Annotated in this window: 8 protein-coding genes; 1 reads left to right on the top strand and 7 read right to left on the bottom strand. The window is 56.0% G+C overall.

Annotated elements, in window-relative coordinates; translation table 11 throughout:
* Window positions 1–55: 55 nt before the first annotated feature.
* The 5 genes from RBB76_RS14080 to RBB76_RS14060 form a co-directional block, all read right to left on the bottom strand.
* Window positions 56–3,244: an efflux RND transporter permease subunit gene (locus tag RBB76_RS14080; protein ID WP_429634488.1), complete on the bottom strand. Its 3,189-nt coding sequence runs from the start codon at window positions 3,242–3,244 to the stop codon at window positions 56–58.
* Between the two features lie 139 nt (window positions 3,245–3,383).
* The gene (locus RBB76_RS14075) at window positions 3,384–4,061 is read right to left on the bottom strand and encodes a TetR/AcrR family transcriptional regulator (RefSeq protein WP_429634487.1); all 678 of its coding nucleotides are present in this window, start codon (window positions 4,059–4,061) and stop codon (window positions 3,384–3,386) included.
* Window positions 4,062–4,337: 276 nt separating this feature from the next.
* Window positions 4,338–5,252 carry a sugar phosphate isomerase/epimerase family protein gene (locus RBB76_RS14070; protein WP_429634486.1) on the bottom strand — a complete coding sequence of 305 codons (915 nt, stop codon included), beginning with the start codon at window positions 5,250–5,252 and terminating at the stop codon, window positions 4,338–4,340.
* A gap of 479 nt (window positions 5,253–5,731) precedes the next feature.
* On the bottom strand, window positions 5,732–7,210 hold the full coding sequence (locus RBB76_RS14065; protein ID WP_429634485.1) for a PLP-dependent aminotransferase family protein: 1,479 nt from the start codon (window positions 7,208–7,210) through the stop codon (window positions 5,732–5,734).
* A gap of 18 nt (window positions 7,211–7,228) precedes the next feature.
* Window positions 7,229–7,696 (bottom strand): hypothetical protein, encoded by a 468-nt coding sequence (locus RBB76_RS14060; RefSeq protein ID WP_429634484.1) that lies wholly within the window; start codon window positions 7,694–7,696, stop codon window positions 7,229–7,231.
* 488 nt (window positions 7,697–8,184) lie between these two features.
* Here RBB76_RS14060 and RBB76_RS14055 point away from each other — a divergent pair, with 488 nt between their 5' ends.
* Entirely contained in the window at window positions 8,185–8,874 is a 690-nt protein-coding gene (locus tag RBB76_RS14055) for an STAS domain-containing protein (RefSeq protein WP_429634483.1), read from the top strand.
* 103 nt (window positions 8,875–8,977) lie between these two features.
* Here the strand turns inward: RBB76_RS14055 and RBB76_RS14050 are convergent, their stop codons facing one another.
* Both RBB76_RS14050 and RBB76_RS14045 read right to left on the bottom strand, forming a co-directional pair.
* Window positions 8,978–10,117 carry a phosphatidylinositol-specific phospholipase C1-like protein gene (locus tag RBB76_RS14050; RefSeq protein ID WP_429634482.1) on the bottom strand — a complete coding sequence of 380 codons (1,140 nt, stop codon included), beginning with the start codon at window positions 10,115–10,117 and terminating at the stop codon, window positions 8,978–8,980.
* Window positions 10,118–10,204: 87 nt separating this feature from the next.
* Entirely contained in the window at window positions 10,205–13,705 is a 3,501-nt protein-coding gene (locus RBB76_RS14045; protein ID WP_429634481.1) for a carboxypeptidase regulatory-like domain-containing protein, read from the bottom strand.
* Window positions 13,706–13,750 lie beyond the last annotated feature (45 nt).

The following is a 13,750-nucleotide window of genomic DNA, read 5'->3' as shown; positions in this document are numbered from 1 at the left end:
TCTCCAAATGCGCTATTGGCGCGGTGTTCAGTAGGTTTGAATGATCGTGGATCACTCATAATCCCTCTTCCGTATCTGCTCCGTCTTCCGAGTCTTTCACTACGAGAGCATCATTTCGATGCATGAACGCAAAGAAGACAGGAACGAAAGTCAGTGTTCCAAAGGTTGCCAGCAAAAGGCCACCGATGACTGCACGACCGAGCGGTGCGTTCTGTTCGCCTCCGTCGCCGAGTCCAAGAGCCATGGGAACCATGCCGATGATCATTGCGAGTGCCGTCATAATGACGGGACGGAACCGCGTGAAGCCGGCTGTGAGAGCGGCGTCCGTAGCGCTCAGTCCGAGGTCCATCTGCTCTTTTGCAAAACTGACCACCAGAATTGAGTTAGCTGTTGCAACCCCCACGCACATAATTGCGCCGGTGAGCGCAGGGACGCTGATGTGGGTATGGGTTAGAAAGAGCAACCACACGATTCCGGCCAAGGCGCCGGGGAGCGCCGCAATGATGATGAATGGGTCAAGCCAGCTTTGGAAGTTGACCACGATCAGCGCATAGACCAAGACGATCGAGAAGAGAAGTCCGTAGACCAGTCCGGTGAAAGATGTATGCATGGTCTGGATCTGTCCGCGAACATAGACCTCGGTTCCGCGAGGCAACGTACCTTTATGGTCTTTGACCATCTGTTCCACTTTGGTTGAAACGCTTGCGAGGTCTGTCCCTTCGACCGCACCATAGATATCGATGACGGGACGTGCGTTGTAGTGGCTTACGGTGCCTTGTTCCGCCGTTCTTCGAATTGAGGCGAGATTTCCGAGAATCTGAAATTGCTGTCCCGAGCCGTTCGTCGCGATCGGAAAGTTTTCGAGTTGTTGCAGACTTTGAACGTTATATTGAGGGGTCTGAACGGCGACGTTGTAACTAACGTGATTTTGAGGATTGAGGTAGAACGTTGGATTGGTCTGAAAGCTTCCACTGAGACTCGTAAGCACGCTGTTGGCCACATCTCGCTGGCTGTAGCCCACCTGTTGCGCACGAGTGCGATCGACATCAATGTTCCACGTAGGAAGGTTGAATGGCTGTTGAATTCGCAGGTCGGTGGTGCCGGGGATGTGGCTGATTTCCTGCATCATCTGTTCGGCCACGACTCGATTTTGCGCGAGCTGTTGACCCACTACCTGAATGTCAATCTGTGCCGGCAAACCGAAGTTCAGGATTTGGCTGACCATGTCCGTCGGCAGATAGTAGAACTCGGTTCCCGGAAACTGCTGGGTGAGCTTATCTCGCAGTTCGTGTGTATAGCCGGCTGTTGGATGATGCTTTTCATCAAGCGACACAAGGATATCTGCATCCGCGGTTCCGACCGGAGCGGAGTTCGAATAGGAGAGATTCAAGCCGGAGTATGGGATTCCGATGTTATCGATCACCGAAGTAAGTTCTGCAGCAGGGATCTCTTTGCGAATTACATCCTCGATGTGATCGCATAGTCGGGCAGTGTCTTCAATTCGTGTGCCAGTTTGCGCACGGACATGCAATTTGAATTGTCCCCCGTCGATCGACGGGAAAAAGTCTTGACCCAACCATGGGTAGAGGAGGACCAGAGAGGCGATCCAGAATCCAGCGATTGAAAAGAGAAATGCACCCCGATACTCAAGGCAGAAGCTTAGTAAACCGTGATACCAGGTGCGCAACTTTTCGAAGTATCGTTCAAAGATAAGCTGAAAGCGAACGAGTGGATTGCGGCTGACATGGGTTGCATGCGACTCTTCATGCGGCTTTAGCAGGTATTTTGCCATCGTCGGAACGATGGTTCTGGAGAGGAAGTAAGACGCGAGCATTGCGAATACTACTGCTTCGGCGAGTGGAACAAATAGATATCTCGCCACGCCGCCCAGGAAAAACATGGGGACAAAGACGATGCATATCGAGATCGTCGAGACGAAAGCCGGAACGGCAATTTGAGCAGCGCCATCGAGAATCGCCTGTTCGACTTCTTTTCCCTCCTCCAGATTTCGATTAATATTTTCAATTTCTACGGTTGCGTCATCGACAAGAATACCGACTGCCAGCGCGAGGCCGCCGAGGGTCATGATGTTAATCGTTTCGCCGAGCGCGGCGAGCATCAGCAAGGAACAGATTACGGACAGAGGGATGGAGACGGCGATAATGATGGTCGAGCGCCAGCTTCCGAGAAATATCAGGATCATTGCGGCCGTCAAGCAAGCGGCGATGAGGGCTTCGCGAACAACTCCGCTGATTGCTCCACGGACAAAGACGGATTGGTCAGCAATCGGCTGCATTCTAAGAGCTGGAGGCAACTGAGCTGCGATCAACGGAAGCTGGGCGCGCACGTCGGAGATAATTTGCAACGTCGAGGCGTTCCCGGTCTTTTGTATCGTCATCAACGCGGCACGTTGCCCGTCTACACGCACGATGTTCGTCTGCGGAGGAAAGCCGTCGCGAACATTTCCTATATCGCGGATATAAGTTGTTGATCCGTTTACCGTCTTAATAGGCAAATTGTTCAACGCCGCAATGGAACTCGGTGCACTGTTCGTCTCTACCTGGTAGTCGACGTGCCCCATCTTCATGTCGCCCGCCGGCAGAATAATGTTCTGCGTTGAGACGGTGTTCACGATATCTGAAGCGGAGAGTCCATAGGCCTGCAGCTTCTGCGTATCTACATCCACCTGTATCTGGCGCTGCTTGCCGCCGTAGGGAAATGGGGTGGAAGCGCCCTGGACGGTTGCCAGTTGGGTGCGAATGAAGTTGGCACCAAAGTCATAGAGCTGTTGTTCGCTCAGACCCTGGCCCGACAATCCGAGCTGCAAAATTGGGACACTCGAAGCGCTGTACTGAATGACCAGCGGCGGTTGCGTTCCTTGCGGATACTGACGAAGCGCTGTCTGCGCAATGGCTGTAACCTGCGCCACGGCCTGCGAGATATTTACAGACGGACGGAAGAAGATCTTTACGACAGAGACGCCACTCAGTGTTTGTGATTCGGTGTGTTCGATGTCGTTGACTACTGTCGTCAGGTTTCGTTCGAAGGGCAGCACGATGCGATCGCTTAGCTGCTCGGGCGAGAGTCCCGCGTAGTTCCATACGACGGATACGACCGGAATATCGATGTTCGGAAAGATATCGACCGGCGTGCGCAGCATGACCACGGGGCCGATGATGAACAGCAGTAGCGACAAGACGACAAAAGTGTAAGGTCTCCTAAGCGCGAGACGAACGATCCACATCAAAGCTCCTTGAGACGATACATTCTCGTGAACGACTGTAGCTTTGGCTCCACGAGAGTTGTTAACACAGACCGGCTAGTTGGCACCATACACAGAACCAAGCGTTTAGAAATCTGATGACGTCCAAGCGGTGCAGGACTCAAAGATGCGCCTTGCGGCGTTTTACGAGGCGCCTTGTCGTCTTCTTTTTCGCGGGTCTTTGATAGTCCAGCCGCCTCAAACCAATAAATACAGCCTCTACAATTGCCTCGGATTCCGAGTCATTCAACGAACCGTGGCCGGCGAGAAGTCGAAAGATTATTGGCCCATAAATCATGTCGAGAACGATGTCTCCGTCGACGGCACTCCGGATCTCGCCACGGTCTACGCCTCGCCGCCACATGATCTTCGCGGCATCTCTTCGAGCGTAGAGGAAACGCTCTCGAAATGATGCAAGAAACGCCGCATCACTCTGTCCTTCCGCAATAAACTGGCAAAAAAGTCTTCCTAGCGTAGACGTGTAGAAAGCGGTTAAAGACTTCAATTGCTGCGTAAAATCTTCTTTTGCAGATCCCGTATTCGGCATCGCAACCCGTTCTGTCATTCCAGCGAGATACGCGTCGAGGGCTACCATGCTCTTGTTGGGCCACCACTTATAGATCGTGGCCTTGCTAACCCCTGCCCGTCTCGCGATCGCATCAGCTGTCACTTTTCGCAGTGACTCGCGCTCCAACAACTGAAGCGTTGCTTTCAGGATGGCCGTTTTTGCCTCGAGACTGCGATGTCGGCCCCGCTTCTTTGGCTCATCCGCGTATTCGAGGTCTTGCTGTTGCCGCATGTGTGTACTCGCAGGTCGCACAAATGCCAGAATGTGCCAACACCTATGTGCTCTTCGATTCAAATCTACTGATCCGAGACTCAGAATCTTCCATAATTATAAACTAAACGTCTAGTATAGTAATACGACTACTAGACCTGGAGTGTCCGGTGGCTTTCGCGGACGAAACTCCAATCGCGGCTGTCCCCGTTCTCGTGGCAAAAAAGAACAGAAAGAGATTGCCATCTAGCGGTGCAGTCCCGCAGGGAGCGGTTGCGAGTTCGTCGTTATAGCTGCTTAGACGGTCAGATTTTTCATGTAGTCGGCGTCGATCTTGAGAGATTCCATTGGCGGGAGGTCAAACTCCTCCTGCTCAACAAAATAGTGTTTGATGTTTGCTCTCTTCGCCGCCTCAAAAACCGGGCGATAATCCAGGGTTCCTCGCCCCAACTCAGCAGCTGGAGGTGGTTCGAGCGTGGATGCCGGCTTCTCGACGTGCTTGAAATCCTTGACATGAAGCATTGAGATTCGAGAGGGATAGCGGTGCAGATAATCCACTGGATTGGCGCCACCCACGATGACCCATCCGCAGTCCATTTCGAAGGTGACAAGATCAGGATCGGTCAGGCGAACCATCTCGTCGAATGGGACAACCCCATCCTGTTTAGCAAACTCCATCGTATGGTTGTGATAACCGAACTTCATGCCGGCGGCCTTCAGTTTTTCTCCAAACTTGTTGAATTGATCAGCGTTCCAGCGATAGTCCTCAAGGGTGAAGGAGGTAATCTGCGTGCGATATGACGTGTCTTTCAGCCGTGATGGGTCTTTGATTCCCGGGAAGGCGCAGATGATGTACTGCACGCCAATCTCTTTGTTGAAAGCGACGATCTTGTCGAAGTCCTTGTTCAGACTTGTGTAGGGGTAGTGGGCGCTCACGCATTTCAGCCCCGCAGCCGACATCGCACTTTTGACTTGTTCGGCCGAGTGGTCAAAGTAGCCCGCCGTTTCAACTTCTTGATAGCCCAGGGCGCTGATCTGTTTGAGCGTTCCTTCGTAGTCTTTCGCCATCATCTCGCGAACGGAGTAGAGCTGAAGGCCGATCGGCAGACCAAAGGGCGATGCCATCAATCGATTACAGCGAAGGAGAGAGGAGCTGTAGACAGCTGCGGCGGTGGCAGACTGGATAAAGTTTCTACGTGTGTAACGATTCATCGGAGTCCTTTTTTCTGAAAGAAGCAAGGTTGGCCTAGCTCGTTCGCTGCTGAGCTGTCCAACCTATTCCTACTTCTGTTCGATTCGCAGCGCAGTTCGGCGGCGTTTACGACCAGCAACGACCACGGTACATCAATATTCGATTTTCGGGTATCGATTCGACCACTGGCAAAGTGGCACACAAGATCGACGGCCGGCCTCCGAGCCCACCCTGAGGTTCCGGCCGCGAGATAAGGTCACCGAAGACGTCTCGTTTCGCCGGCGAGGTCTAACGGCTCTTCCTTGAACAGAGCATCGTCACTGGCTCTGTTTCTTTTCTCCAAATGGAATTGCAATCCACAGGCTTCGGAACAATCAGAAGCCCGCTAGGTCCTGTCATCGAAGTTATGCAGGCGCGGGAGAGAATACCAGTGCCACCTGGTGAAAACTTTTTATAGCCAATGCCTAAAATCCGGTTCTGCAATCGGCGACAAACTCTGTTACGTGAGGAAGGCGCCTGCGAGGCGTTCTGCTGCGAGTGCCAGATCGCTCTCGTTGACTGCGGCAAAGGTGAAGACGAACTGCACGTGGCCCGGGCGGTGGAGCTCAGAAGAGGCGGGCCAATAAAGGCGTTCTACCCGGACCCCGGCGGCAACTGCGCGGTCGAAAGCATCTTGTTCCGAGAGTTCGATCTCGAAGTCGGCCAGGAAATGCATACCTGCATTGTCTCCATAGACCGTAACTTTTCGCCCGAAGTGCTTTTGCAATGATTCGACAAGCACCGCACGCCGGTTGCCGTAGATGATCCTCATCTTTCGGACGTAGGGTTCGAGATGGCCTTCGGTGAGGAAGTCGGTGAGGATGCGCTGGTCGATGGAAGAGCTTTGAAAGTCGCAGAGTAGCTTGGCTCCTGTGAACATGTTCTGGAAGCCGGGGGGGACAACGAGGTAGCCCAGCCGCAAGGTGGGGAATAACAGCTTGGAAAAAGTTCCCACGTAGAGTACGGGGGCATCCGGCACCATCCCCTGAATGGAGGGGAGGGGCCTTTCGTTGTACCGATACTCGCTATCGTAGTCGTCCTCCAAGATGAGTGCGCCGGTTTCCGTGGCCCATGCCAGTAGCTCCATGCGGCGGGAGATGGAGAGGGAGACGCCGCGTGGATATTGATGCGAAGGCGTGACATAGACGAGTTTTATCGCTTTGTCGCTGTGCTTTTTGAGCTGCGAGATTTGCATGCCGTTCCGGTCGACCGGGATCGGCAGCACGGTAGCTCCCTGGGAGGCGAAGATTCGTCCCGCGAAACGATACCCCGGAGCTTCCATCGCGGCGTAGTCCGATGGATCGAGGAAGATTCTTGCTGCAAAGTAAAGGGCCTGTTGCGATCCGCTGGTGATGATGATCTGACTGGGGTCGCATACGACGGCGCGTGACACACGCAGATACTGAGCCACGGCTATCTTGAGGTCGGTACTGCCGCTCCACTCCTGCGTGTATTGCAGAAGGCTCAGGGCACCCTCCTGCATGCGCCGAACCAGAAGCCGGGTCCAGAGCTTGATCGGAAAAGCGGCTACATCGGGTCCGTGGGAATCCAACCGAATGATCTCGGGTGGGACGGGTGGACGGAGTGGCGTGTCGAGGAGCTGGCCGTATCGGGAGAGTCGCTTGGGAACGTCGCTCTCGACTTGCGGAACGAGAGCGACGTTCGAATTGGTGGCATACATGTCCCATTCCGGAAGCCTGGTAGAGACAAAGGTTCCGGAGCCGCGCCGGGTCTCGAGATATCCCTCGGAGATGAGCCGCTCGTAACACTCGGTGACGGTAATTCGCGAGACACCAAGGGATGCGGCGAGAGCCCGGGAGGCAGGCAGTTTGGTGCCAGACTCAAACCGCCGCCCGATGATCCCGTCGCGCAGGCCATCGTAGATCTGGCGATAGAGAGCTATCGGGGAGACCGGATCGAGTTTGAGAGCTACTTCCATGGCACAACTTTACCTGTCTTACGTCCTTGGCTGAGAACTAGTTCCGTCGACTGCCAGGTCCCGGCCGGATTTGGTGCGGGCCAGGGTACGGACGATTGACGCGGCGGCGGGTTCGATCGTTACCGAGCGGGCGTTTGTGGAGGCGAGTTGGAGACCGTAGAGCAGCACGGCGGCGCGCTTCGAGTCGATGCGGTTGCGAGCGAGGGCAGCGACAAGGAGGGAGATAGAGACCTGGATGGACTCGACGTCTTCAAGGGGCGGGAGGTCGAGTTCGAGGGATAGGGCTTCGGGGAGATATTGGGTTGTTTCGGCGGCGGAGGCTGGTGGGTTGGCGCGGTTTGCGGATAGAACTGGTGCGGTTTCAACGAGATGTCTGTGGCGGCGGAGGAGGCGGGAGTGAAAGTAGCAGAAGGCAGAGAGGCGCAGGGAGGGTGACTTGCAGCGACGTCCGTTGGTTTTGATATGACGGCAGATGGCGGTTTCCATTTTTGGCTCCTGAAGTGCGGTTGGTACCCCCCTCCCCCACCCAGGGGTATTTTGGGGATAAGTGAAATGGATGCAATAGCTTAGCGGCAGGGTGTGCCGGTAAAATATTGCATCCATGAGGGTTACGGCTAAAATACTTGTTTTGTTGGAGTTAGAAAGAGGACGTTTCACTTCCCTTCTCATTGGCTTGGTGCATGATGTGGAGCGTTGGTGGTCCTTTCGTGGTGCGTTGGTGGTCCGTTGTGGACGTTAAATGCGAAGGGCTGCCGCAGCTTTCGCTGAAGGCAGCCCTTGGTTTTGATCTCTTATTTAATTGTAGCGAATTGGATATAACTCATACGCCAAATTCGGCGAAGATTTTTTGAATTATTTTCAGAGGCGTCTGAAGCCGCGGCGAGTCGGTGCGATGATGGGTGCACCACAGCTCCAGGTGATCTCTCTCAGTGGTGAGGGTGAGTTTCGCGAAGAACCTGGCTGACGAGGATTTCATGCTGCTAACTCTGGTGTCGCGTCACGTTGGGAAAGTCTATCTAATCCGATGCAAGGGCCGTATTGTCCTAGGCGAAGAGGCGAAGGCGCTGGAGGTGGCGCTGGAGGGTGGCGCGTGGGAGTTTTCGCAGCTGGTGGTGGAGTTGAGCGGAATAAGCCGGCTGGACAGTATTGGGCTGGGGCTTCTGATGCGTTACGCCGAACGGATGCGAAGACGCGGTGGGGACCTTCGGCTGGCTGCGCCGCCGCAGTTTCTTGTGGATCTGCTAAGGATGACGAAGGTATCGGCTTCTCTGGAGAGCTATGCGACGGAGGAGGAGGCGATCCAGTCTTACCTGAAGGAGCGGCCAGCGACGGCGGCGAAGAAGAGAGAGGGGCCACGGGTGCTTGTGGTGGATGAGTCGGCGGATCTTTGCGTATTTGTGAGAGCCGTGCTGACGCAACATGGCTACGATGTGAGATCGAGTTGCTCATTACGCGATGCGAAGACCCTGCTGCAGGTGGATGGCGTGGAGTACATTCTGGTGGGACCGAGTACACCGCATCTGTCGGCTGAGACAGTGGTGCAGACGCTGACGGCATTAGCGCCGAGGGCGAAGGCGTTGCAGCTTGACCCGGAGTTCAAGATCCGCGATGTGCAGGAGGCGAGCGATGCTTTGCTTCAGTTGTTTGCAGCTGATGGGGTCTAGAGATAATTTGTAACTTAATTTGTAACTCAATGCGAAAGCCCACATCTCAAGGTCGATGTGGGCTTTCGTTTTATGGTTTGACGATTTGCGGCTACCGTTTGTCTTAGTTACCGTTTGCAGAGTTTAGCGCGCTGTTTGAACATTCCGTCGGTGCGTTGACTGGATTGCAACGAGCGATGGCGTTGTCAGGCAGACTGACGGAGTAGCTGGTCCAGGTGGATGGCTCTGACGCTGGATAGTCTGTGCTGAGCAGTTGAGCGCCACTGGAGAGTGCAGTGTCGCGGCGAGTTGTGTCGCCGGTGCGAGCCTCTTTGGTATCGGCATCGGTTCGGGTGCGTACGAGGTAGCCTTTGCGGACCAGTGCGGCGATGGTCTCCTGGGTTCCGTCGTTCTCTTCGGTGAAGGCGCAGTCGGGTTGACCGGGTACGGCGTTGGTGAAGATAACGCGGCCGTGTAGCCCGTCATGTCCTTCGAGGTAGACCGGGCCTACGGGGCGCTGGTCCATTAAGAAGACGATTTTTCCGCGGGCTTTCTTGAGGGTGGGCCATTGATTCTGGAGCACGGCCTCTTCGAGAGTTTTGTGCTTTCCTCTGACCTGGTCGGGCGTGATGATTTCTTTCGATGAGAAGACCGAGCGAATCTCCGCGTCGAGCGCGTCGAATGTTGCTGAGGTGAACTTTTCGGTGGGAGCGGCGTGATATTTGTCTGGGAGATCACTTTGCTTGGTTTCGAGCAGGATGTAGATGGGGACGTGTTGCGGGTGAGCCTTGGACCAGGTGCGAACGATCTGAAGGCACGCGATGAAGGGCTGGCAGGTGCTGCGGTAGTCGAAGTCCTGAACGTGCATGACCTTGAAGCCGGGCTTGCTCATAAGACCCTGCGGATCGAAGTCGGGATCGGCAGGCAGGCCGGCTGCGGCAACAGTTGTGGGGCCGTTGGGGTGCGCGTAGAGACCACCCTTGGTGTCGGCGTAGATATCGAGCTCGATCTGGCGGATGCCTGAGTTGAGTTGTTGATCGAGAGGGCGATGGCGGTACTCGAACGCCTGATAGAGTCTGGGATTATTTTCGCTCAGGAGTTTGGATTCGCTAGGTGCAATTCCGGCGTGATAGCTGTTGTGAGAACCGATGACCTGAATCTGATTCATGCGGATGCTGTTGTCGGAAGGCGCCTGTGAGTGGGCTGCGGTTTGTGTTCCCAAGGTCAGGGCTGCGGCGCAGAGTAAGGTGTATCGAACGTTCATCAAAAGAGGATCTCCGAAGATGTTGTTTTGCAGAAGGTGTCTGGACGGGCAGATGGCTGCCGGTCCAGAGTTTTCCTAGGGAGGAAGTTAGAAGGCGAGACGAAGTGCGAGCTGCACCTGTCGTGAGGGATAGACGACCGCAGAGCTGTAAGCACCGAAGCTTGCACCGTCGGTGATTGCGCTGTCGGGATACTGGAAGTTCGTGGAGTTGAGGGCGTTGAAGGCTTCGACGCGAAACTCAAGTTTGCTGGTGTCGGACCAGAGGGGAATGGATTTGTGGAGTGCGAGATCCAACTGGGCGAAGGCAGGTCCACGCAGGCTGTTGCGTCCTGAGTTGCCGAAGTATTGGCTGGCGGTTGGGACGGTGACCTGACTTGAGACGAGCGTTCCGGTGAGTGTGCTGCTTCCCTTCTTCCAGCTCGATTTTGGCGCGTAGACCGCGTTCGGCGTGCTGACGAGATTTGGACGAACCGAGTAGGTGGCGCTGGCGCTGGAGACGACGACGCCGGAGTTTGGAGTGTAGGTGAGATTGATGGGAAGGCCGCTGGTGACGACGTTGATTGCTGAGAGTTGCCAGCCGCCTAAGGTTGCCTGCTGCCATGCGGGAGCACCCTGGCCGAACATTCTTCCTCTGCCGAAGGGAAGGTCGGCGATGACAGAGAGCGTGTCGTTGAAGGGCTGATCGTAGCTGGAGCGGCCGCGATCGGCTGCGGGGTTGTAGAGATTGACGACGGCTGAGTCGCCGCCAAAGGTTTCAAGATCGGCTGAAGCGTTGTTGGTCGCTCGGGACCAGGTGAAGGAGTTGATGAGGTAGATGCCGTTGCTGTAGCGACGCTCGAGTTTGGTTTGCAGCGAGTTGTAGATGAGGTAGCCCTGGGGAAGTGCGGTGAGGATGTTGGTGAAGTTCGCGATGGGGCGACGAGCTTGCTGCGAGAGACAGGTTGAGGCGATGGTGTCGCAGCTTACGGGCTCGGTGGAGCCCTGGTTGAAGTCGGCGAGGACGGGGACGTGTACGCCGTGGCTTCCGACGTAGGAGACTTCGAGGGTTGTGTCCTTCATCACTTCACGTTGGACGGTGAGATGGTAGGCCTGGACGTAGGCGGCCTCGAAGTTGCGGGGGATGTAGCGGGTTTGCGCAGCGAGGGTGGAGAAGTTTTGTGCGGAGGCGAAGTTGGTCTGGTATCCCGACTGCGTGGTGCGGAAGCAGGTGGCGGGATTTTGGGTGAGTGAGGTACAGAGTGGCTGTGTTGCGCCGGCGACAAGTGTGGGTGGGGTTTGGTTGATGGTTGCATCGACGATGTAGGGACCGTTGTAGCCGAGGGTGCTCTCGCCACCGAAGCGGAAGTAGTGCGCGTAACCGATTCCGTAGCCGCCGCGGACGACGGTCTTGGGATCGATCTGGTAGGCGAAGCCGAAGCGGGGCGCGAGATCTTTTTTGTCGAGATTGATGAGGGATCTGTTGTAGAGCGAGCCGCTGGAGGCCTGGACGAGCGTGTTGTTGGTAGGGTCGAAGTTGGCGAGGTGATTGTTCTGCTCCCAGTTCGGAGTTACTAGTTCGTAGCGGAGACCGAGGTTGAAGGTGAGTTTGTTGTTGAACTTGTAGTCGTCCTGTAGGTAGCCCATGTACCAGCGGCGCTCGTACTCGATGGTTGCGAGATTGTTCAGCTGATAGCTGTTGCGTGCGCCGAAGAGGAAGTCGGCGAGGTTGTAGGCCTGCTCGTGGAGGATGTCGGGGGTGGTGGGATTGGCTGGATTGGCGGCGGTTCCGTTGGCTGTGCCGGGAGTGTTGCGGCTGAACTGGCCAGCGTAGAAGTCTTCTCCGTCTTGAGGGTGGAAGTCGGAGATTGACTCGTTGAGGTAGCCGTACTCGAAGCCTACCTTGAAGCTGTTGCGACCTTTGAGAAAACCGTAGTTGACCTTGGGGTTGGCGAGGTAGGGACTGGTGAACTGCGGGTTCGTGGTTTGGCGGCCGAACTGCGAGAAGCCTGTAACGGCCTGGCTGTTGAGGCCTCCATTGACGCTGGGATCACTTGGAATGTTGGGGATGTTGAAGTCAGCGAGCAGATTGTCGGCGCCGATGTTGACGGGAGACTTGCCGCTTTGCGTCCAGGTGAGTCCGAGGCGAAGCTGCAGGATGGAGTTTGAGGTGGGGGTGAAGTTGTAGCCGCCGGCTATCTGGCGTGTGTAGGCGTAGAGGGTTCCGTTGCTGTTGCCGCCGGCGAGTCCTGGGATGTTGGGCGCAAGGAAGACGACCGACGAGCTTTGGCTGTAGCGCGCGAAGGCTGTTGATCGGGGGCTTATGTACGCGTCGACGCGGATGTCGCCCTTGTTGCCGTTGTTGGTGTTGGCTGGGGTGGAGGTGAAGTTCTGGCCGCCGGGAGCGACGTTGGTGTTGGGTGCGGCGTCTGCTTGAAGGATGCTTAACACTTCGGCTGCGAATGGGCTTTGGTCAGCGGCGGGAATGATGCCGTTTGAGTACCTCGCGCCGGTGATGGGATTGATCAGGGCGATGGGATTGCCGGCTGCGTCGGTGAAGATGCCCTTTGCCTGCGCAGCGGTGGGAACGACGGCGGTCTGGATGGTGCGATTGACTACTCGCAGACCTTCGTAGTCGGCGAAGAAGAACAGCTTGTCTTTCTTGATCGGGCCACCGAGGGTACCGCCAAACTGATTCTGTACCAGCGTTGGCTTTACGCCGGAGCCGATGAATGGTCCGTAGGCGTTCAGGTCGGTGTTGCGGAGATAGTCGTAGACGACTCCGTGGAAGTTGTTCGTGCCACTGCGAATTGTGGCGTTGATGATTGCGCCGCCGGCCCGGCCATACTCGGCGCTGTAGTTGTCGGTCTGTACTTTGAACTCCTGCACGGCGTCTGGCGAGGGGATGACGGCCTCGTTAGAGAAACCCTGGTTGGCAGTCTGGTAGGCGTTGTTGTCGATACCGTCGAGTTGAAAGTTGTTGGTCATGGAGTTCTGACCGTTGACGTTGTAGGAGGCGTCGCGGGGCGGAGCTGAGAGGGTTTCAAGGAGCGATTTGCGAACTCCCGGGACGAGGGTCGAGAGGTCGGCGTAGGAGCGTCCGTTGAGAGGGAGGGTGACCGCCTCGCGAGTCTGGATCGTCTCGCCGCGATCGCTGGTGTCGGTCTCGAGCAATGTCGCGGCACCTGATACTGTGACTGTCTGGTTGTCGGAGCCGACCTTCAAGGCGAGATCGACGCGCTGTCTTGCGCCTACGGTGACGACAAAGCGGTCGGTGTCCGATTTTTCGAAGCCGTTTGCCTGGACGGTGACGGTGTACTCGCCAGGCTGGACGTTCGTGAATTCGTAGTCGCCATTTGCGTCAGTCTGTCGGATACTCTGTACGCCCTTGGCCGGGCTCAGCAGAGTCACAGACGCCGAGCCGATGGCGGCTCCACTGGGATCCTTGACAGTGCCAAGCACGCTGGCTGAATCAAACTGTGCTTTTGCCGGAGCGGCCGTGAGAGCGAAGAGGGCCAATAGGACGGTGCACAATGTAACGACGTTTGACAGAGATTTGTGAGAAGAGACGGGCGGCCTTTGATTTTGAGTGGCAAGAATATTGCGAAACATGCGATTGGCTCCTCGGAGTGACACATCTGGCGTGGGCCTCATATG

Origin of the sequence: Tunturiibacter psychrotolerans (genome assembly GCF_051013365.1) — a bacterium.
GTDB classification, from domain to species: domain Bacteria; phylum Acidobacteriota; class Terriglobia; order Terriglobales; family Acidobacteriaceae; genus Edaphobacter; species Edaphobacter psychrotolerans_A.
This window is presented reverse-complemented; position numbering and strand designations above follow the sequence as displayed.

Coding starts and splice junctions, on each gene's coding strand:
- RBB76_RS14060 (WP_429634484.1), bottom strand. CDS start 7,696: ATGGAAACCGCCATCTGCCGTCATATCAAAACCAACGGACGTCGCTGC.
- RBB76_RS14045 (WP_429634481.1), bottom strand. CDS start 13,705: ATGTTTCGCAATATTCTTGCCACTCAAAATCAAAGGCCGCCCGTCTCT.
- RBB76_RS14055 (WP_429634483.1), top strand. CDS start 8,185: ATGCTGCTAACTCTGGTGTCGCGTCACGTTGGGAAAGTCTATCTAATC.
- RBB76_RS14050 (WP_429634482.1), bottom strand. CDS start 10,117: ATGAACGTTCGATACACCTTACTCTGCGCCGCAGCCCTGACCTTGGGA.
- RBB76_RS14070 (WP_429634486.1), bottom strand. CDS start 5,252: ATGAATCGTTACACACGTAGAAACTTTATCCAGTCTGCCACCGCCGCA.
- RBB76_RS14065 (WP_429634485.1), bottom strand. CDS start 7,210: ATGGAAGTAGCTCTCAAACTCGATCCGGTCTCCCCGATAGCTCTCTAT.
- RBB76_RS14075 (WP_429634487.1), bottom strand. CDS start 4,061: ATGCGGCAACAGCAAGACCTCGAATACGCGGATGAGCCAAAGAAGCGG.
- RBB76_RS14080 (WP_429634488.1), bottom strand. CDS start 3,244: ATGTGGATCGTTCGTCTCGCGCTTAGGAGACCTTACACTTTTGTCGTC.